The organism is Sorangiineae bacterium MSr11367 (assembly GCA_037157805.1).
Taxonomy (GTDB): Bacteria; Myxococcota_A; Polyangia; order Polyangiales; family Polyangiaceae; genus Pendulispora; species Pendulispora rubella.
The window spans coordinates 2706515-2727365 of the sequence record CP089983.1 but is presented as its reverse complement, the minus strand read 5'-3'; the positions used below and the strand labels follow the sequence as shown (position 1 = coordinate 2727365).

The following is a 20851-nucleotide window of genomic DNA, read 5'->3' as shown; positions in this document are numbered from 1 at the left end:
GAGGAGGCTCGCTGGTATAGACTCCGGGCATGAAAACCAGCCTGGATACGTACCGGCAGCTTGGTGAGAGCGGGCTGTTCGTGAGCCCGTTGTGCCTCGGGGCGATGAGCTTCGGGGAAGAATGGGGATGGGGGGCCAACGAGGCGGATTCGATCAAGATCATCGATCGCTACCTCGAGGCGGGCGGGAACTTCATCGACACGGCCGACGTGTACACCAACGGCACGAGCGAGCGCTTCGTCGGCAAAGCGCTCGCGGGACGCCGTGACGAGGTGGTGCTCGCGACCAAGGCATCACTGAACTTTCGCGTGAAAGATCCCAACGCAGGCGGCAACTCGCGCAAGCACCTGACGCGTGCGCTCGATGGAAGCCTGGAGCGGCTCGGTACCGATTACATCGACCTGTACTGGCTGCACATGCACGACGGCGTCACGCCGCTGCACGAGACGTTGCGCGCGGTCGACGATGCAGTGCGGGCGGGAAAGATCCGCTACATCGGGCTCTCGAATTACCCCGCGCGCAAGGTCGTCGAGTGGCAGCTGCTCGCGCGCCAGCACGGGCTCACGCCGGCGATCGGCGCGCAGTACGAGTACAACCTGCTCACCCGCGGCATCGAGATCGAGCACTCGCCGGCGTTCGCGGAGTTCGGCATTGGGCAAGTGCCCTGGGGACCGCTCGCGCAGGGGGTGCTCAGCGGAAAATACACGCGCGAGAACCGCCGCCCGAGCGATACGAACCGCGCCGACGGCGAGCTCACGCAAAAGCGGCTCACCGAGAAGGCGTTCGACGTGCTGGACGTGCTGGGCGCCGTCGCACGCGAGCTCGGTGAGACCTACGCGCGGGTCGCGCTCACGTGGCTCCGCGCGCAGCCGACGGTGGTCTCGCCCATCGTGGGGACGCACAAGCAAGCGCAGCTCGACGACCTCATTGGGTCGCTCGCCATCGACCTCGGACCGGCGCACTTGGCCAAGTTGGAGGAGGCGAGCCGCGCGGAGTACCCCTACCCCTTCTGGGCGACGCCGCTCGAGTTCCTCAACCAGAAGACACGCGGCGGCTTGAACACCGTCCCTTGGCGTCAGTAACGCGAGCGCAGTGGGTCGCGGGGGCCGAAGAGCTTGTACAGCATCGGCAACACGAAGAGCGACAAGGTCAGCGACGAGAAGAGGCCGCCCACCACCACGATGGCGAGCGGCTTCTGCGAGTCGGAACCGATGCCCGTGCTGATGGCCGCCGGGATCAAGCCGAGGGTCGCCACCAGCGCGGTCATCATGATGGGCCGCAGGCGCAGGTCGGCGGCGCGTTCGATGGCTTCGTCCAGAGGCATGCCCTCGGCGCGCTGCTCTTTGATGTACGAGACGAGGATGACGCCGGTTTGCACCGAGACGCCGAACAGCGCGAGGAAGCCCACGCCGGACGACACGGAAAAGTTGGTCCCCGTGGCGAGAAGCGCGGCCATACCGCCGCACGGTGACGTGAGCAGCACGTTCACCAGGATGATGAGCGCCTCGCGCGGGCGCCGGAACATCGCGAAGAGCAGAATGAACACGGCCGCCACCGTGAGCGGAATCACGATGGCCAGGCGCCGGCCCGCGCGACGGGCGCTTTCGAACTCGCCGCCCCACGTCGCCGTGTAGCCCGGCGGAAGGTGCACGGCGTTGGCGACACGCTTCTGCGCCTCGGCCACGGTGCCGCCGAGATCGCGCTCGCGCACGCCGAACTTGATGGCGATGTAGCGCCGGTTGGACTCGCGGTAGATGCGCGAAGCGCCGCCGAGAATGGTCACGTCGGCGACCTGCGACAACGGCACGAGGTTACCGCCGGATACCGGGATGAGAAGCTGCCGAATCGCGTCGACGCTGTCGCGCACGTCGGAGCGGTAGCGCACCACCAGATCGTGGCGTCGTTCGCCCTCGATGATCTCGCCCACGCCATGGCCGCCGATCCCCTTTTCGACCGCGTCCTCCACGTCGGCCACCGTCATGCCGTAGCGCTCCGCGCGCTCGCGCACGATGGAGACGTGCACGTTGGACTGCCCGAGTTCGCGCAAGACGCCAAGGTCCACCACGCCCGGCACCGTGCGAATCGCACGGGCCATTTGGTCGGCAATGTCGTCGAGCGCATTGAGATCGTCGCCCACGATCTTGATGGCAAGCTGCCCTTTGACGCCGGTGATGGCCTCCTCGATGTTGTCGGAAATGGGCTGCGAGAAGCCGAAGCTGACCCCCGGGATCACCGACAGATCGGCGTTCATCGCCGCGATCAGCGCATCTTTGTCGCCGTGAAATTCCGGGCGCCACGATTTCTTGTCGTGGAGGACGAGCAAGAACTCCGCGTTGTAAAAGCCGGTCGGATCGGTGCCATCGTCCGGGCGGCCGATCTGTGCGCTCAAGGTGCGCACCTCCGGGTAGCGCCCGAGGATCTCGCGCATGCCCGCCATGTCGCGCGCCGGCGTGTGCACACCGTCGACGAGCGTCTCGGCCTCCTCGAGCGAGATGTTCGACGGCATCGATGCGCGCATCCAGATGGAGCCCTCGTCAAGGTGCGGGAGGAACTCGCTTCCGATGGCCCGCGCCATGATCACGTCACCCAGGATGAGCACCCCCGCAACGACCAGCACGAGCCGCGGCCGCGTGAGTGCACGCGCAAGCGCCGGTAGGTACGAGCGGCGCACCAGCTCCAGCAGCGGGTTGTGAAACTCTTTCAGCCGCTTGGTGAAGAGCAGCGACGTCAGCACCGGCACCAAGGTGATGGCCAACACGAGCGCACCGCCCAAGGCGAAGGCCACCGTCCACGCCATCGGGCTGAAGAGCTTTCCCTCGACCCGCTCCAAGGTGAAGATCGGCAGGTACGCCGTCACGATGATGGCAATGGCGAAGACCACCGGGCGCGCCACCTCGCGGCTCGCGGCGCGCACGAGCAGCGGCAAATCGTAGGACTCGCCGCGCTCCTGCTTTTCCGCGAGCTGGCGAAAGACGTTTTCCACCATGACGATGGATCCGTCCACGATCATCCCGAAGTCGACGGCGCCGATGGACAGCAGGTTCGCGGGGATCTTCGCCGAGTCCATCAAGATGAACGCGATGAGAAGCGACAGCGGGATGGTCACCGCCACGATGAGCGCCGCGCGCGTGTTGCCCAGGAAGAGAAAGAGCACCACCGTCACCAGGCCGATGCCCTCGACCAGGTTCTTCATCACCGTGTGGGTGGTGAGATCCATCAGCTCGGTGCGGTCGTTGTGCGGGCTCATTTTCACGCCGCGCGGGAGGATGCGGCGGTTGATCTCGTCGATGCGCTCGTGAAGCGCCGCGAGCACCGTGTCGGTCTGCGCGCCCTTGCGCATGAGCACCGTGGCCGAAACGACGTCGTTGTCGGCGTCCACCGAGACGCGCCCGAGCCGGGGCTGGTGCCCCACTTTGACCGTGGCCACATGACGGACGCGCACCGGCGTTCCATCGCGCACCGCGATCGACACGTCGCCGATCTGGTCCGGCGTGAGCAGCCCGATGCCGCGCACGTTGAGCGCGGCCCGCCCGAAGTGCACGATGCCGCCGCCCGCGTTGCCGTTGGCCGCGGCCAGCGCCTTCTCCACGTCCTCGAAGGTCAGGTTGCGCGCGGCGAGCTGGGTCGGATCGACCAGCACCTGGAACTGCTTCACCGTGCCGCCGAAGCTCACCACGTCGGCCACCCCGGGGGTGGCGGCCAGCTCGCGCTCGAGCACCCACTCTTCGAGGTCCTTCAGCTCGTTCAGCGACTTGGGCTCGATCCGCGCATCCTCGTCGGTGCACTCGGGGGTGTGCGTGGTCTGGCAATTCACCAGCCGATAGCGCAGGATTTCACCCACGGGGCTGGCGAGCGGTCCGAGTGTGGGGGACACACCATCGGGCAGCGAGGCCTGCGCGAGGCGCTCGTTCACCTGCTGGCGCGCGAAGTAGCTGTCGGTGCCGTCCGAAAAGATGAGCGTGATGACGCTGAGCCCCGCAATCGACGTGGATCGCACGGCGACCTGCTTGGGCACTCCGTTGAGGACGCGTTCCGCCGGAATGGTGATCTGCCGCTCCACCTCCTCGGCAGCATGCCCCGGCCACTGCGTGATGACCTGGACCCATGTATCGGCCACGTCGGGGTAGGCCTCGATGGGCAGCCGCTGAAAGGCGAAGAGCCCCAGGATGCCGATGATGGCCGCCGCCACCACGATGACCGCGCGCTGCCGCAGCGCGAATTCGACGATGCGCTCAATCATGTGGGCTAGAGCGCTTCGTTGCTCTCGGCGTCGAGCAAGATGGCCCCCTCCGTGACGACTTTGTCGCCGGATCCGATGCCGGACACGATGGTCGTATGCTCACCGTGCTGCTCGCCGATGTGCACTTCGTGCTGGCCGTAGGAACCGTCGCTGTTCTTCAGAAAGACGAAAAATTGGTCCCGCCGCGCCAGCAGCGCACTGGTGGGCACCTCCGCGGCGGCGCTGGTGTTGCCGCGCACTTCCACCCGGGCGAACATGCCGGGGCGGAGCGACCGATCCGGATTGGGGAGCTCCACGCGCGCCCGTGCCGAGCGCGTTTGCGGATCGACGATCTCGCCCACGTTGGTAATCTGCCCTTCGAGCTTTCGATCGGGGTATGCGAGCATTTGCACCGTCGTGGCATCGCCGACGTGCACCTGCGGAAGATCGCGCTCGTAGACATCGGCGAGCACCCACACCGTCGCGAGATCCGCCACCGTCACCAGCGGCGTTTCTTGGTCCGCGCTCACCGCGGTACCGACGGTCACGTTGCGCTCCACCACGGTCCCATCGATGGGCGAGCGCAGCGCGTAGTCGCTCGTGCCGTGCGCACCACCCAGCGCTGCGAGTGCGGCGGTGGCGCGCTGCTCTTCCGTCTGCGCTTGCACCAGCGCCGCGTCGGCCTGTTGCTTCTCGGCCTCGCTACCTGCCCCTTCCTTGACGAGAAGCGCCGCGCGCGCCGCGACCTTTTCCGCGAGCAGCCGCGCCGAGTGCGAGTTGGACACCGCCGCTTGCGCGCTGGCGATGTCGGGCGCGTGGATGGTCAGCAGCACGGTGCCGGCCTTCACCGTATCGCCGGTCACCACGTTGATTTTCGCCACCCTTCCGCCCACCGGCGGTCCCATCTTGGCAACGTGCCTCTCGTCGTAGGACACGTGCGCGACCAGCGAGCGCGAGTGCTCGAGGCACGCCGGAGAAGCAGGCTCCACTCGGACATAGGCCGCGCTCTCCCCCGAGAGGATGAGCGAGCCATCCGGGCGGCGCTCGTGGGTCACTTTGGACTTCGCCTCCCCACGGCCATGGCAACCGATGAGCAGCAAGGCGAACAGGAACGCGACAGCTCGAAATGGATGCATGTGAACGATAGATGCGCCGGGGTGCCCAGCGCGGTTCTCCCGTCCTCATAACCACCGTGCTCTAGAAACACCGCTTACATCTTCGTAAGCGCTCGAAAGCTTAAGGACCTGTAAGTCAGCGCGCGCCGTATTGCTTTACGAAGAACCACGCGGTCATGGCCCAGGCGACGAGCAAGATGAAACGACGCATCCACTTCGGATCGCTCATCCGCGCGGCAAAAGCCCCCATGTAGCCACCACCGGTGGCACCGATGGCCATGAGCAAGGCATAGCCCCAGGCGATTTTCCCCGCGGCGATGAAGGCCACGATGGCGATGCCGTTGATGACCGTGGTGAGCACCGTCTTGAGCGCGTTCATCGCATGAATGCGCGTCATGCCCATCACCGCGAGCGAGGCAAGCATCATGATGCCCATGCCTCCGCCGAAGTAACCGCCATAGACACCAATGACGAATTGCACGGCGACGAGAGAACCCAGTTGTGCGTGCGGGCTGACGGGGGCCCCCGTGGAGAAGCTGCGTACGCGCTGCGTGACGATGCCGCCGAAGGAGAAAAGAGAGGTCGCCGCGAGGAGGAGCCACGGAACGAGCCCCATGAACGCCGCGTCGGACGTGCGCAGAAGAAGAAGGGCGCCCACGAGGCCGCCCAGGAAGCTGCTGGCGCTGAGTGCGACGAGCTCGCGGCGCATCTCGTGCAGTTCCGTGCGGTATGCAAACGCGCCGGCCACACCGCCGGGCCACACGGCCACGGAGTTGGTTGCGTTGGCAATGACCGGGGGCACGCCGGCGAAGATGAGCGCGGGAAACGTGAGGAAGCTTCCCCCACCGGCCACGCTGTTGAGGGCGCCGGCGACGGTCGCGACGGCAAAGAGGAGAGCGCCCTGCGCGATGGTCACAGTCCAGCTGTAGGGCTGGAGCTCGCCAAGATCTAGACGGGGAAGAGCATCTGCGACAGGCCATCGGGCCCCATCCCCATGAGCGCTTGGTAGCGCAAGATGAACCGGCGGTAATCTTTGATGGTCCGCGGGCCGGCCTCGTCCCCGCGCATGGCGAAGTCGGTGATGCGGGTGATGGCGAACCGCAGCGAGGCAAAACACGCTTCGGCGTGCAGCCCATCGCGCTCCTCCGGGGTCAGGGATCGTACGGATTCGTAGCCGGCGACCATGGCGCGGGCCAGCTCCGGGGAGAGCGCATCACCGACGCACCACGAAAGCACGGTCACCGCCAGGTCGAAGACGAAGGCCCCTGTGCAGGCGCTCTCGAAGTCGAGCAAGGTGACGATGGTTCCCTTCTCGTCCCAGAGGACGTTGTCCCGAAAGAGATCGCCATGAACCAAGCCCTTGGGCAAATCGGTTCGGCGGCGCGCCTCGTTGGCGTCGAGGGCCCGCCGCAGGGGCTCGGCCTCGGCGGCCAGGGTGGGATGGTCGACCGCTGCGGCGATGCGATCAAGGCGCACACGCAGCTCCGCGGGTCCGAAGCGTCCCACGCGACCAGCCATCGCACTTCCTGCGACATGAATGCGCGCGAGGGCCGCGCCGACCTGGGCGGTGTCGGCCGTCGAGACGCTGGCCTGGCACCGCATGCCGCCGGCGCACCAGGCGAACAGTGCGGCCGGTTTGCCGGCGATGTGACCGGTCCGATCGCCGTCTTTGCGCAGGAGCGGCGCCTCGCAGGGGACGCCGTGCTCCGAAAGATGGAGCACGGTGATGCCCTCGTTGCGGGCCCCCTCGAAGGCCTGCTCTTCGTAAACGCGTAGAAAAAACGCTCCCGTGGAGGTCTCGACCCGATAATTCGAGTTGACGCTCCCTTCGGGGATGCCGGCGAACGCAGCGAGATTTCCGAGCTCGCTGTATTCGTCGAGAAAAACGCGGAGCTGGTCTTCGGAAATTCGGGTGAGCGTGGCCACGGCTCTATTTGCCGCATCTCGCCATCGGTCCTCAAGTGCCGCCTGATCTCCGGTAATTTTTCCGGGAGGGGCAGATGTGCTCATATAGATGGACGTGAACGGATACCTTCTGGTAATTGGCCGGGCGGGCGTAAGGTGCCCCCTAAAGCATTGGCTTTGACGATGGCGACGACGAAAAAGGGTGGGAGCAAAAAAGCCGCGGCCAAAGGTGGGGATAAGCCCGCAGGCAAAGCGGCAGGGAAATCAGCGGGCGGCAAGGCTGCTGCCGCTGGTAAAGAGGCCGCGGGCGGAAAGCGCAAGCTCGGATTGCGCGGTGCCGCACCCTGGGCCGCGCGTCACGCCGCCAAGCACGCCGCCGAAGCACGTGCCCGGGCGGCCGAACCGCCGCTCCCCGGCAGCGCACGCGCCACCATCCGCACCCCGACGGGGGCCGAGGACATCAAGCAGAAGATCGCCGATCTTCACAATGCCCTCCAGACCATCAAGGGACTGCGGAAAAACTTCAACAAGTCGTTTTACGATATTGGAATTATCCTGAAGGATATTCAAAGTCGTAAGCTTTACGAGGCCAAAGGCTACGGGACGTTCGAAGCCTTCCTCGAGCGCGAAATCGACTTGGGGAAGATCACGTCGCTGCGCCTCGTGCGCGTGGTCGGTGTCTTCATCAAAGAAGGCGCCCTCGAACACGGCGTCGATCGTGTGCTGAATGCACTCGTCGCGCTGGAGACGGCCACCGAGTCGTCGCTCGACGTGAACAAGGGCAAGGCGCCCCCGCCGCCGATTTCGACCGCCGCCCTGCCGCTCAAGCCCCCGGGTCGTTGAGCCGCTGAGCGCGAAATGCGCGACGGCTCCCTCCCAACCGGGAAGGAGCCGTTGCTCGTTTAACCTCTGCGAACGAAGCTAGCGGCCCGAAGGGACGCGCACGCGGACCTGGGTGCCCTGGCCCTTTTCGCTCGTGATGGAGACGTCGCCGCCGTGTTGGTCGATGATCTTTCGCACGATGGAGAGGCCCAAGCCGGTGCCGCCTTCCTTCGTGGTGAAGAACGGATCGAAGACGTTGTCGACCAATTCGGGGTCGATGCCCGGGCCGGTGTCCACGATTTCGAGCACGACGTTCGAGTCGCCGCATTTGACCCGCGCGGTCAGCGTCCCGCCGCCCTTCATCGCCTCGATCGAATTGACGACCAGGTTGATGATCACCTGCTTCAACTTCTCGCGGTCGCCAATGGCCACGCCGCAGCCGTCGGCCACGATTTGCCGCTCGATGCGGATGCCCCGACGCTCCGCGCTCTCCCGCTCCAGCTCCAGCACGTCGTCCACCAGGCTGCCGATGTGCACCGGCTCGCGCCCGATGCCGCGCGGGCGCGCCAGCTCGAGGAACTCCGTCAAAAGGCGATTCAGCCGGTTGATCTCGCTGCCGACGATCTCGACGCGGCGGTGCATCGCCGCACGGCGCTCGTAGTCCGCCTCCAGCTTGTCGATGTCGCGCCCCATGAGATGCAGTTGCAACACGGCGGCGTTCAGCGGATTGCGGATCTCGTGCGCGAGGTTCAACGCCAGGGTTCCCATCGCGCTCAGCGCCTCGGCGTCCGCGGCGCGCTTTTCCAACGCGCGGCGCTCGGTCACGTCGATGCCGATGAGGTAGACGAAGTGGTGCCGCTTCTCCTCGCTGTCGCGCGCGGGCAGCAGCTGCCAACGCACCCGGCGATTCGGCTCGACGAAGCTCGTCTCCACCTCGCGCAGACGCTCCCCGCGGTGCGCCTGGCTGAGCGACTCACGCAGGCGGCCGCGGTCTTCTTCCGGGATCCACGTGTCCACGAAGTCGCGCCCGTACGCCTCCTCCGAGGCAATCTCCGCGAGGGCGGCGGCGCGGCGGTTGAAAAGGGCCACGTGCCCGGTTTCGTCGAGGCCGATGACCAACACGTCGGTGAGCTCGACCAGCGCGCGGTAGCGGCGCTCGAGCTCCTCGCGGTCGCGCATCAAGCGGACCTTCGTGATGGCCTGCTGAATCGTCGAAAGAAGCTCCTCGGGGCGGAACGACTTCAAAATGAAGGCGAACGCACCGGAGCGCAGTGCCGCAATGGCGGCATCGACGCTGGCGAAGCCCGTGACCAGCACGACCTCGCTCGCCGGCGAGGCTCGGCGCAACGGCTGAATGATGTCCACACCGCTCGTGTCGGGCAGCTTCACGTCGACGATGGCCACGTCGAAGCCGTCCGTTTCGGCGATGCGCAGGGCATCTTGCCCCTTGGTGGCGTTGATGACCACGAAGCCATGCGGCTCCAGCACCTCACGCAGGGTGGTAACGAGATCCGTGTTGTCGTCGACCACCAGGATGCGTCCGAGCATGCCCCGGCGGCATATGCCAAACCCGGTGCGCGGCGTGCGAAGCGACGGCGGCGTGGGAACGCCCGGCGACGTCGTGTTGGCCGCCTTCATCTTCACCGACTCCGTGAGGTTCAACCCACCGAGCGTGGACATCTTCCAGTTGGCCGATTCGTTCACGACAACACCCCCAACACCTTCTGGAGCAAGTCGTTGACCATTTGCGGATTGGCGCTGCCCTTCGTCTCTTTCATCACTTGCCCCACAAAAAATCCCATAAGCGCGGTCTTTCCGCCACGCAAGGCGGCAGCCTGCTTCGGATTTTGCTCCACGACCCTCTGGCAGATGGCCAAGATGGCGTCCTTGTCTGTCACCTGAACGATGCCGAGCTCGGCTACGACATCCTCGGGCATCTTTTCGGTGCGAAGAATCTTCGCGTAGACCTCTTTGGCCTGCTTCCCACTGATCTTGCCTCGGTCGACGAGCTTGAGGAGTTGCACGACCTGCCGCGCCGAAACCGGGATGTCCGCCGTGAGACCGTGGGTCGTCACGTCGCGGAGCACCTCGTTCTGGATGAAGTTACCAACCTTCACGCCATCCCCGTATAGGGTCGCTGCTTCCTCGAAGAAGGCCGCAATGCGCGGATGTTGGGTCAGCACAGCGGCCGCGCTCGGTAGAAGGCCCAATTCCGCCACGAAACGGGCGCGCTTGTCGCGCGGAAGTTCCGGCATTTCGGCCCGAACCTGGTGGACGAAGGCCTCGTCGAGGAGCAGCGGGGGCAGGTCCGGTTCGGGGAAATAGCGGTAGTCCTGCGCGGTCTCCTTGCTGCGGAGGGAGAAGGTGGTGCCGTTCTTTTCGTCCCAACCGCGCGTCTCCTGGGTGAGCCTCCCACCCGAATCGAGCACGGCCTCCTGCCGCAAAATCTCGTAGGAGATGGCCTTTTCCACGAAACGGAACGAGTTGATGTTCTTCAACTCGACGCGCGTACCGAGCTTTTCCTCGCCCTGGGGACGGATCGACACGTTGGCGTCGCACCGGAAGGAGCCCTCCTCGAGGTTGCCATCGTTGACCCCCAAGAAGACGAGCACGTCGCGCAAGGAGCGCAGGTAAGCGGCCGCTTCCGCGGCGCTGCGCAGATCGGGCATGCCCACGATTTCGACCAGGGCCACGCCCGACCGATTGAGGTCCACGATCGACTGGTCGCCCCGGTCGTGCAGGTTCTTGCCGGCGTCTTCCTCCATATGAACACGTTCGATGCGCGGCGAGATGGTGCGGCCGTCGATCTCCACCTCGAGAACGCCCTGGCCGCTGAACGGCTCGTCGTATTGGCTAATCTGGTAGCCCTTGGGCATATCCGGGTAGAAGAAATTCTTCCGCGCGAACCGGCTGGTGCCGCGGATGGCGCAGCCCAGGCCCAAGGCCGCACGCACCGCGAGCCGCACCGCTTCCCCGTTGAGGACGGGGAGGGCGCCGGGCAATCCGAGGCAGGTGGGGCAAACGTTGGTATTGGGCTCGGCGCCGAAGGCCGTGGAGCATGCGCAAAAGGCCTTGGTGCGCGTAAGCAGTTGTGCGTGCACCTCGAGGCCGATGACCGCTTCGTAGCGAGAGGACATTGTCCCCCGAGAATACCTCGAAACTGGTCCCGCCAAGCCTCGGTATGCGACACTGGGGCCGTGTCCGAGGACTTCTCCCTCTCTGACTTCGTCCAGCGCGCCCTCCCGCTCGCCATTCTCGGGATCGCGCTGATCGGCGCACCCTTGCTCATCTTCGAGCCGGAAGGCCTGCCTCGCATGCGATCCCTTTCCAAGGAGCTGGCGCAGGTTCGGGCGGAAAATGCGGAGCTTACCCGCGATGTGAGCAAGCTTCGGGCGGAGGTGCGCGAGCTCCGGGATGATCCGGCCGCAGTGGAACGCATTGCGCGGGGGAAGCTCGGGTTGGTGCGAAAGAGCGAGGTCGTCTTTCAATTTGGAAAACCGCGGTAGTATTCAGGGGACGTGCCCTACGAGCTCGGTCGCGCCCTGCTGCTGTCCGAGGCGGTAACGCCCGCCGCACTTGCGCGCGCGCTCTTCGTGGTGGCCACGGAAGGCGCGCCGCTCCCGCGCGTGCTGGTGGCGCTCAACTTCATCACGCCCGAAAAGCTGGACGAGGAGTTGGCGCGCGCCGACGCCCCCGCCGTGCAGAACGTCGTGCCGGTGCAGGACCTCGTCGATGCCCTGCCGCCGGGCCTCTGCAGCCGTCTCTTGGCGTTGCCCATCCGCATCGATGCGCGCACGGGGACGGTGGACGTGGCGGTGGCCGACGCGCGCGATCCCCATGCCGCCCACGAGATTGGCTTCTTCCTCAAGGCGCCGATCCGCATCGTGCGCGCGCCCTTCGCCGCCTTGGAGCGCGCGCTCGATCGAAGCACGGCGCCCCATGCGCTGGCCGCCCGCAGCATGACGCCGATAGAAGCACCGCGCAGCATCTACAAAGCCCACAAGGTGCAACGCTCGGTGAAGGAGACGCCGGCGTGGGGCACGCCCGTGCCGCGTTCTTCCCCCTCGTCGCAGAGCGGGGTGCATCGCTCGTTCGGCGGCATGCACGGGGCGCAAGAGTCGGATCTCCCGCCGGTGCTGCAAACGGGGCTCTCGGGACTGGCGCTTCCGCCTACGCCACCGCCGCCGCCCGCGCGACGGTCGCGCCCCTCGTGGCCGGTGTTGGCGCACGCGCTGTTGTCGAACGAACCCGCCGACGCGCGGACATCGTCCGCACCGCTTTTGTCGGCGCGGGCCGACTCATGGGTGCCGCCGCCGCCGGCCCTCCCCTTCCCCGAGCCATCGCGCGTGCTCGCCGCCATGCGCAACGCGGCCGATCGCGATGAGGTGCTGCAGGCGCTGCTCACCGGCGTCCGCGTGGTCGCGCGCAAGGTTGCGCTCTTCGTCGTGAAGCGCGACGCCTTCATCGGGTGGTGCTGCACACCGGAGTTTGGCGACGAGGCCGAGCTGCGCAAGATCCGCATCTCGAACAACTTGCCGAGTGCCCTCTCGAATGCGGCGGCGGCGGGGCGCTACCTCGGCCCCATCTACAACAACGAGGCGCATGCGCCGCTGCTGCAGGTCATGGGCAAGGCGTCCCGCGACGTGGCGATGACCGCCGTTCGCCTCAAGGGACAATCGACGCTGGTGGTCATCGCGGACGAGCTCGGGGACACGGCGCTCGGCACCAAGCGCATCGACGAGCTCGCGCGCGCCGCGGGCGATGCGCTCACCCGCATCGTCAAGCGGGCGCGTTAGCACGCACACACGCTCGCCACGTCGACCCGGAGCGCGGACGAGAATTTGCTTCAGCGCCTTCGAGAGGCGAGAAAGCTTATGCTACCGAGGGGACGTTTTCGCGAGTGCTCAGCCGAGTTCGGGGCGAACCCATCGACCATTCCTGATGTTTGCACGCGCACCGGAGGCGTCTCGTGACGGCGCGCCTCACGTGGGGCACGGTTGCAACCTGTGGCTGCATGGCGCTGGTCGCCCTGGCAGCTTGTTCGACCATCCTCGGAGTCGAAAAGGGCGAGCCGTACGAGGACGCCGGCTTCTTCGAGGACGTCACGCTGCCGCAAGACGCCACCAATGGCAGCGACGGTCCCGTGGATGCCGGCTGCGATGCGGGTAAGTCCGATCCGAATCTCTGCAACGGGCGGTGCGGCAAGTTCTTGGACAGCTGCGGAAATGAGGTCGACTGCGGGACGAAGTGCGCGGGCAACGGCATCTGCAACGAGGCGAAGCGTCTTTGTGAATGCACGGCGCCCAACTGGTGCACCGGTCGCTGCGGCAAGAGCATCGACTACTGCGGCGTGGAACAGACGTGTACCTGCCCCACGGGAACCGTATGCAACATCTCGGGCTTCTGCGGCAATTGCGTCCCCAATCCTCTAGCGTGCAATGGAAAGAATTGCGGATACGCGGACAATGGATGCGCCAAGCAATCCTGCGGGACGTGCGGTGCGAATCAGTTTTGCCGATTGGCAAAGACCGGCGATACGGCCGGTAATTGCTGCACGCCATCCACGCGCGAGCAGCTCTGCGCTGGCAAATGCGATGGCCTCGTCGTTGACGCGTGCAACAGTCGCATCTACGACTGCTCCAACGTCAATCAGTGCCCCGCCAACGAGACGTGCAAAGACGATAAGTGCTGCCTCAACGAGGGCCAGCCTTGCGATCTCGCAGCCGGTGCCAAAGCTTGTTGCAATGGACATTGCGCCGCCCCGATGGATGCGGGCGACGGTGAAGTGACTCCGCAAGTGTGCGTGCCATGAGCCAACTTCTCGGCGAGACCATCGACGGAAAGTATCGAATGGATCGGGTCATCGGCGAGGGCGGGATGGGTCTCGTCCTCGAGGCGATGCACCTGCAGCTCGAGCAGCGTGTGGCTATCAAGGTGCTGGCCGGCGAAGCGCTGAAGAGCGAAGAAGCGGTGGCCCGCTTCGCGCGCGAGGCTCGGGCGGCGGCGCGCATTCAGAGCGAGCATGTGGTGCGGGTGTTCGACGTCGCCACGCTCGACAACGGCGCACCGTATCTGGTGATGGAGTACCTCGAGGGACGCGATCTGGAGGCCACGCTTCGTGACGAGGGCGCGCTGCCCTCGGCGGATGCGGTGACCTACGTGCTGCAAGCCTGCGAGGCGCTGGCCGAGGCGCACACGAACGGCATCGTGCATCGCGATCTCAAGCCGGCGAACCTCTTCGTGGCAGAGCGCGCCGATGGGTCGCTGCGCATCAAGATTCTCGACTTCGGCGTGTCGAAGCTTCTGCCGCGCGGCAGCGAGGACGATCCGCGGGTGACGCGGACGATGTCGCTCATGGGCTCACCGCTGTACATGGCACCGGAGTTGATGCGCAGCGCGAAGGGGGCCGACCTTCGCGCGGACATCTGGTCGCTGGGGATCATTCTGTACGAGCTGCTCGCAGGCGTGGCTCCGTTCGAAGGGGAAACGTTGACGGAGGTGTGCGCGGCCATCGTGGCCGATCCGCCGCACTCGCTGGCGACCCACCGGACGGATCTTCCGGAGGGTCTCGAAGAGGTGGTGATGCGCTGCCTCGACAAGGATCCCGGACTGCGCTTTGCCGACGTGGCCGAGCTTGCGCAGGCCTTGGCACCGTTCGCGCCGGAGCAAGGGGCCATCTCGGTCAAGCGCACCTCGCGCGTGATCGAGCGCCGCAGCTCACGCGCGCCTGCGCCTTCCGCGGTTGCGCCCGAAGAGGCGGCGGATTTCCTGCGGAGGAGCCGACGCTCGTACCGCGACCACCGCATGGTGGCGACGTTGCCCGAGGTGGAGCCGCATTTGCGCTCGACCGTGGGGACCTTCGGCCTGACGGACAGCGGGGAGAGAAAGCGCCCGGGGCTTTCGCCGCACGTGCTTCTCGCCGCGGTGGGGGGTGCGCTTTCGGTGATGACAGCGGTGGCCGTCATGGGGCTGGTGCGCCCGGTGGAGCCGCCGCACCGCGCCCCGGTGATGGCAACGGCATCGACGCGTGCGACGGAGGAGCCCGTCGTGCTGGAACCCATCGTGGAGGCACCGCCGGCGCCCGTCGAACCGGTGGCGAAGAAGGAGCCAGCCACGCCGGCCCCGTCACGCGCCAAGGCCGAGAAGGCCTCCATCAAAGTCGCGGCCGACGCAGGACTCCCCACGACGATCCCCGAGGAGCCGCAGGGCCTCGAGTATCGCTTGTAGCTACCGCTCGACGGCGGTGATGGCCTCTTCGTGCACCGGACCGATACCGCACTTCTCGATGACCGAAGGCCCTTTGAAGGTGCACTTCACGGGTGCCGTCATGCGCGTGTCGGGACGGCCGTCCTGGTCGACGTCGCCAAAGGCCTGCACCTCGCCCGACTCGGCGTCGTGACGCTTCCATCCGATTTGGAAATGGCAGGTGGCATCGGTCGGTGCGAAGTGCGCACAGCGAAAGGCCTCCGCGGCCCAATCCTGGGCGCTCGACGTGTAGCCTGGCCCTTTGAGCTGGTCGAACTCGGCAGGCACCAACGGCGAGCTCGGCGGAAGTCCCGTGGAGACCGCACAGTGGGCCACCCCCTCGCCAAAGTCGCCGAGGCGCCTTCGTCCTTCCGAGAGAAACGAGGCGCGCACCAGCTGCTTTCGCCCGATGAAGGCGAACGCGAGAAAGATACCGAGTGCAAGGAAGGCAATCACGCCGGCGCCGAGGAGCACCAAGCGTTTGCCAGAGAGCGGCTTCGAAGGCATCGTGCGGGTCAAAACGAAAGGCGAACCTAGCGTGATCTCGTCCAAGTCGCAGAGTGATTCCGTCACCGATATGACCGAATACGTCCTTCCGCAGCACGCCAATGCCCTGGGCAACGTGTTCGGCGGGCAAATCATGGCCTGGGTCGACTTGTGCGCGGCCATCTGCGCGCAGCGCCACTCGGGCCGCATGGCGGTCACGGCCTTCATGGACGACGTGAAGTTCCAGCAGCCGGTCAAGGTTGGCGAGGTGGTGCGCTTGCGCGCGCGGATGACGGCAACGTTCCGCACCTCGATGGAAATCGAGGTCGTCGTCGAGGGCGAGGACTCGCGCACCCTGCGCCGGTGGCCCTGCGTGCGGGCGCGGCTCGTCTTCGTGGCCATCGACGAGGCGGGGACCCCCACGCCGGTGGTGCCGATGCTGCTCGATACAGAAGAAGTAAAAAAGTCGCAAGCCGAAGGCGAAGCCCGGCGCCGGGCCAGGCTCGAACGCGCAGGCTCGTAGCTTCCACCCTTGCGCGGGCGGCATGCTCGCTCGCTATAATGCGCGCACCATGTCGCCCAGCGCCACGCCCATCGTCGCCATTGCCGAGCTTTCCTCCCACGTCGGGCAGGACGTCACCGTCCGCGGATGGCTCTACAACAAGCGCTCGAGCAAGAACGTGCACTTCCTCGAAGTGCGCGACGGCTCGGGCATCGTGCAAGCGGTCGTGTTCAAGGGCAATGTCACCCCCGAGCTGTTCGCCCTCGCTGAAGGCCTGGCGCAGGAGTCGAGCCTCGAGGTCTCGGGCCTCGTCAAAGAGCACGGCAAAATCAAGGGCACCTACGAGATCGACGGCAAGGACGTGCGCGTCGTCGCCCACGTGGCGCGGCAGTACCCCATCTCGCCCAAGGAGCACGGCACCGACTTCCTCATGGATAATCGGCACCTCTGGCTCCGCAGCAAGCGCCAGCACGCCATCTTGCGCATCCGCCACACGATCATCAAAGCCGTGCGCGACTTCTTCGATGGCCGCGGCTTCACCTTGGTGGACGCGCCCATCTTCACGCCCAACGCCTGCGAGGGCACGAGCACGCTCTTCGAGACCGACTACCACGGCGAGCCGGCCTACCTGACGCAGTCCGGGCAGCTCTACATGGAGGCTGCGGCCGCCGCCGTCGGCAAGGCGTACTGCTTCGGCCCCACCTTCCGCGCCGAGAAGTCGAAGACGCGCCGGCACCTGGCCGAGTTCTGGATGGTCGAGCCCGAAGTCGCCTTCCTCGATTTGGAAGGCGACATGAAGCTGGGCGAGGACTTCATCACGTACATCGTCGAGCGCGTTCTCGAAACACGGCGCGAAGAGCTCAAGGTCTGCGAGCGCGACACCACCTTCCTCGAGAAGGTGAAGACGCCCTTCCCGCGCATCACGTACGGCGAAGCGATCAAGATCCTGCAGGAGAACGGCCACCCGGAGGCCAAGGTCGGCGACGACTTCGGCGGCGACGAGGAGACGATCATCTCGAACAAGTTCGATCGCCCGCTCATCGTGCATCGCTACCCGGCGGACATCAAAGCCTTCTACTTCAAGCGCGCCCCGGAGAACGAGTCGCTCGTGCTCAACATGGACATCCTCGCCCCCGAGGGCTACGGCGAAATCATCGGCGGCGGCCAGCGCGAAGACAGCCTAGAGCGCCTCGAATCCGCCATCGCACACCACAAGCTGCCGCCCGAGGCCTTCGAGTGGTACTTGGACTTGCGCCGCTACGGCAGCTTCCCCCACGCGGGCTTCGGCCTGGGCATCGAGCGCACCGTGTCGTGGATCTGCGGTCTGCCGCATGTGCGTGAGACCATTCCGTTCCCGCGCATGCTGAATCGATTGGCGCCCTAGAGCGACGGTCGATTGATTGCGGCAGGCTCGCGAGCCGTTCGCAGTCGAGCAGCGGCAGCGGAACAACCCCGGCGGGGCCGGCGCCTTAGTCCCTTCCGTCGCGGGAGAGCCGCCAGACGGGCGTGGCGATCCTTGTTCTCCGCACAACACGTCGCACCGGTCTCGCCGGCGTCTTCTCGCTGCCGCGGTTCCAGCATCCGAGCATGCCAAGCCTGACACCTTTAATCGACTGTTGCCTCAAGTTGGCGTAGCGAGTCCTTGCGTCGATGCGCAGGCGATATCAAAGGTATCGCCCATGCGCATTCGTCGTTTGGGGATCGTGGTGGCGGTGGCTTACGTCGTCGGCTGTCAGGGCGACGACGATGGTCGTGACTCGAACAGCACGGCGTCACGTGTCGTCGTTCGCAGCGAAGGGGACATCGACGCGCTGCTCGCGCAGATGACCTTGGAGGAAAAGGCCACGCTGCTGCAAGGCATCCCGCGACCGGCCGGAGAGCACGCCGTGGGCAATGTTGCGGGGGTGCCGAGGCTCGGTATTCCGGCGCAGAGGCTCACCGATGGCCCGGCGGGTGTGCGCGATGGGCAGCCCGCCACCGCGTTTCCGGCACCGGTATCGATGGCCGCGAGCTTCGACCCCGCGCTCGTGCGCGAGGTCGCGACGCACATGGGGCACGAGACCAAGGCGCGTGGGTATCAGGTTCTGTACTCGCCGATGATCAACATCGTGCGCGTGGCCGAGGCCGGGCGAAACTTCGAGTCCTTCGGGGAGGATCCACACCTCGCGGGCGAGCTCGCCGTGGCGCACATCCAGGGCGTGCAGTCGCAGGGCGTGGCCGCGCAGGTGAAGCACTTCGCCGCGAACAACCAGGAGAAGGATCGCAAGACCAGCACGTCGGACGTGGACGAGCGCACCCTGCGCGAGATCTACTTTCCGGCCTTCGAGGCCGCCGTGAAGCGGGGCGGCGCCTGGTCCCTGATGTGCGCCTACAACCAACTCAACGGCGTATTCTCCTGCGAGAATGCGTCGCTGCTCCATGACCTGCTCAAGGTGGAGTGGGGCTTCGATGGGGTCGTCGGATCCGACTACCCGGCCGTGCACAGCACCGTCGCATCGGCCAAGGCGGGGCTGGATCAGGAGTTCGGCGGCACCACCTATTTCAGCAAGCTTCCCGATGCCGTGCGCTCGGGGGAGTTGCCACAGTCGGTGCTCGACGATCAAGCGCGGCGGGTGCTTCGCATGATGTTTCGCACGGGGCTCCTCTCGGCGGCCCCGGCGGAACCGGCCGCGGTGGATCCCAAGGTGGGGGCCGACCTCGCGCGACGCGCGGCTGCACGCGGGTCCGTCTTGCTCAAGAACGACGGCGCGCTGTTGCCGCTCGACGCGGCGTCGCTTTCGCGCATCGCCGTCATCGGGCCGTACGCCAAGCAAGCGACCACCGGCGGCGGGGGAAGCTCGAAGGTCACGCCCTACGCCGACTACGTGGTCAGCCCCCTCGACGGCATCACGAAGCGCGCGGGAAGCGGCGTCGCAATCCATTACGTCTCCGGCGCCAACGCGGCACCGGTCACGCCGATCCCGGCGGGCGCGCTCGAGGCTCTCACCGTCGAGTACTTCGCCAACCCCACGTTGACCGGCACGCCGGTGGCCGTGGGCACCGACAGCGTCATCGCGCACGATTGGGGCAACCAGCCGCCGGCGAGCGGTGTACCCGCAACGAATTGGTCGGCGCGCTGGACGGGCACCTTGCACGCACCGGTCACGGGCGACTACCCCCTCGCAACGACCAGCGACGATGGCAGCCGGCTTTACCTGGACGGGCGCCTCGTCGTCGACAACTGGGGTGCGCATGGAACGCGCTCGGTCTACCGCACCGTGCACCTGGAGGCGGGACAGTCGTACGAGGTGAGGGTCGAGTACTACCAAGCCAACCAGGGTTCGAATCTGACCGTGAGCTGGATGCTCCCCGGCCAGCTGGACGCAGGGATTCAGAGCGCGGTCGACGCGGCAAAAGCCGCCGACGTGGCCATCGTCCTGGTGCGCGACGAGGCCGCCGAAGGGCGCGACCGCGGGACCATCAGCCTTTACGGCAATCAGAATGCGCTGGTGGCGGCGGTGGCCGCGGCCAATCCGCGCACGGTGGTCGTGCTCAGCTCGGGTGCGCCGGTGAACCTGCCGTGGGCCTCGGCGGTGCCGTCGGTGCTCGAGAACTGGTACGCGGGTGAGCAAGACGGCGCGGCCCTCGCCGACGTGCTCTTCGGCGATGCGGAGCCTGCGGGGCGCCTGCCGGTGACGTTCCCCGTCGAAGCGGCGGATGGGCCGATTCGCTCGCCGGAGCAGTACCCCGGCGTCGATCAGAGGTACACGTACGCCGAGAAGCTCGAAGTCGGTTACCGCTGGTTCGATGCCCACGCGGTGGCACCGCTGTTTCCGTTCGGGCACGGCCTGTCGTACACGTCGTTCGCCTATTCGCATCTGTCCGTCGAGAGGCCGGCGCGAGACGGCAGCGTGCGCGTCTCGTTCGACGTGCAAAACACGGGCGCGCGCACGGGCACCGCGGTACCGCAGGTCTACGTCGGCTTCCCGGCCCGCGCGGGCGAGCCTCCGCAGCGCCTCGCGGCCTTCCGCAGTTTGACCCTCGAACCGGGCGCCACCACCCGCGTCACCGTTCCACTCGACCGGCGCGCGTTTTCGATCTGGGACGTGGCGGCGAAGGCGTGGAACGTCCCCGGGGGCTTCTATTCGATCCGCGTCGGAGCATCCTCGCGCGATCTCCGCCTGCGCGGTGGCCTCGCGAGAACCACCTCGGGAGCCCCGGCGAGCCGCATCACCACCGTCGACGGCCAATGCCTCGAGGCCCTCTCCAACGCGTCACCGCGCACGACCTCGTGCAACACGCTATCCCCCAGCCAACGATGGCACATGGCCGACGACGCCTCGCTGCAGATCCGCGGCAAGTGCGCCACCGTCACGGGCACCGCGATTCACCTCGCCGACTGCAACGCCACCGACGAGCAAAAATGGCACGCCAATGCCTCCGGCCAGATCGTCCACGCCACATCGGGCCTCTGCCTCGCCTCGAACGGCGCACACGTGACACTCGCCACCTGCGGGCGCGACACGCTCCTCCCCGCGAACCAACTCTGGAACGTGCCGTAAGCGCCGCAAGGAGCGC

General features: G+C 66.4%; 16 protein-coding genes. 9 read left to right on the top strand and 7 right to left on the bottom strand.

Annotation, left to right across the window (positions count from 1 at the left end):
* The first annotated feature begins 29 nt into the window (after positions 1-29).
* The gene (locus tag LVJ94_10890; GenBank protein ID WXB07737.1) at positions 30-1082 is read left to right on the top strand and encodes an aldo/keto reductase; all 1053 of its coding nucleotides are present in this window, start codon (positions 30-32) and stop codon (positions 1080-1082) included.
* Here the strand turns inward: LVJ94_10890 and LVJ94_10885 are convergent.
* From LVJ94_10885 to LVJ94_10870, 4 genes are all read right to left on the bottom strand, one after another.
* On the bottom strand, positions 1076-4240 hold the full coding sequence (locus LVJ94_10885; GenBank protein WXB07736.1) for a CusA/CzcA family heavy metal efflux RND transporter: 3165 nt from the start codon (positions 4238-4240) through the stop codon (positions 1076-1078). The genes LVJ94_10890 and LVJ94_10885 overlap by 7 nt on opposite strands.
* Positions 4241-4245: 5 nt before the next feature.
* Positions 4246-5355, bottom strand: coding sequence for an efflux RND transporter periplasmic adaptor subunit (locus tag LVJ94_10880; GenBank protein ID WXB07735.1), 1110 nt, complete (start codon positions 5353-5355; stop codon positions 4246-4248).
* A gap of 115 nt (positions 5356-5470) precedes the next feature.
* Positions 5471-6250, bottom strand: coding sequence for a sulfite exporter TauE/SafE family protein (locus tag LVJ94_10875; protein ID WXB07734.1), 780 nt, complete (start codon positions 6248-6250; stop codon positions 5471-5473).
* Between the two features lie 32 nt (positions 6251-6282).
* Positions 6283-7260, bottom strand: coding sequence for a homoserine kinase (locus tag LVJ94_10870; GenBank protein ID WXB07733.1), 978 nt, complete (start codon positions 7258-7260; stop codon positions 6283-6285).
* A gap of 162 nt (positions 7261-7422) precedes the next feature.
* On the opposite strand from LVJ94_10870, the gene LVJ94_10865 reads away from it, so the two are divergent.
* Positions 7423-8082: a hypothetical protein gene (locus tag LVJ94_10865; protein WXB07732.1), complete on the top strand. Its 660-nt coding sequence runs from the start codon at positions 7423-7425 to the stop codon at positions 8080-8082.
* Between the two features lie 78 nt (positions 8083-8160).
* Here the strand turns inward: LVJ94_10865 and LVJ94_10860 are convergent, their stop codons facing one another.
* Positions 8161-9765: an ATP-binding protein gene (locus LVJ94_10860; protein WXB07731.1), complete on the bottom strand. Its 1605-nt coding sequence runs from the start codon at positions 9763-9765 to the stop codon at positions 8161-8163.
* The gene (gatB, locus tag LVJ94_10855; GenBank protein WXB07730.1) at positions 9762-11198 is read right to left on the bottom strand and encodes an Asp-tRNA(Asn)/Glu-tRNA(Gln) amidotransferase subunit GatB; all 1437 of its coding nucleotides are present in this window, start codon (positions 11196-11198) and stop codon (positions 9762-9764) included. The genes LVJ94_10860 and gatB overlap by 4 nt, the downstream gene beginning before the upstream one ends.
* Positions 11199-11258: 60 nt before the next feature.
* Between gatB and LVJ94_10850 the strand changes: the two genes are divergently transcribed.
* The 4 genes from LVJ94_10850 (at position 11259) to LVJ94_10835 (ending at position 15288) form a co-directional block, all read left to right on the top strand.
* Entirely contained in the window at positions 11259-11567 is a 309-nt protein-coding gene (locus LVJ94_10850; protein ID WXB07729.1) for a septum formation initiator family protein, read from the top strand.
* A gap of 12 nt (positions 11568-11579) precedes the next feature.
* Complete coding sequence (locus LVJ94_10845) at positions 11580-12857, top strand: hypothetical protein (protein ID WXB07728.1); 1278 nt, start codon at positions 11580-11582, stop codon at positions 12855-12857.
* Between the two features lie 173 nt (positions 12858-13030).
* Complete coding sequence (locus LVJ94_10840) at positions 13031-13873, top strand: hypothetical protein (protein WXB07727.1); 843 nt, start codon at positions 13031-13033, stop codon at positions 13871-13873.
* A complete protein-coding gene (locus LVJ94_10835) occupies positions 13870-15288 on the top strand; it encodes a protein kinase (protein ID WXB07726.1) in 1419 nt (472 codons plus the stop codon). Before LVJ94_10840 ends, LVJ94_10835 begins: the two co-directional genes overlap by 4 nt.
* On the opposite strand, the gene LVJ94_10830 is transcribed toward LVJ94_10835, so the two are convergent.
* Positions 15289-15813, bottom strand: coding sequence for a hypothetical protein (locus LVJ94_10830; protein ID WXB07725.1), 525 nt, complete (start codon positions 15811-15813; stop codon positions 15289-15291).
* A gap of 31 nt (positions 15814-15844) precedes the next feature.
* Between LVJ94_10830 and LVJ94_10825 the strand changes: the two genes are divergently transcribed.
* The 3 genes from LVJ94_10825 to LVJ94_10815 all read left to right on the top strand — a co-directional run bounded on the left by LVJ94_10825 (position 15845) and on the right by LVJ94_10815 (position 20835).
* Positions 15845-16315: an acyl-CoA thioesterase gene (locus LVJ94_10825; GenBank protein ID WXB07724.1), complete on the top strand. Its 471-nt coding sequence runs from the start codon at positions 15845-15847 to the stop codon at positions 16313-16315.
* A gap of 49 nt (positions 16316-16364) precedes the next feature.
* A complete protein-coding gene (gene asnS / locus LVJ94_10820) occupies positions 16365-17678 on the top strand; it encodes an asparagine--tRNA ligase (protein WXB10702.1) in 1314 nt (437 codons plus the stop codon).
* Between the two features lie 295 nt (positions 17679-17973).
* Complete coding sequence (locus tag LVJ94_10815) at positions 17974-20835, top strand: glycoside hydrolase family 3 C-terminal domain-containing protein (protein ID WXB07723.1); 2862 nt, start codon at positions 17974-17976, stop codon at positions 20833-20835.
* The last annotated feature ends 16 nt before the right edge of the window (positions 20836-20851 follow it).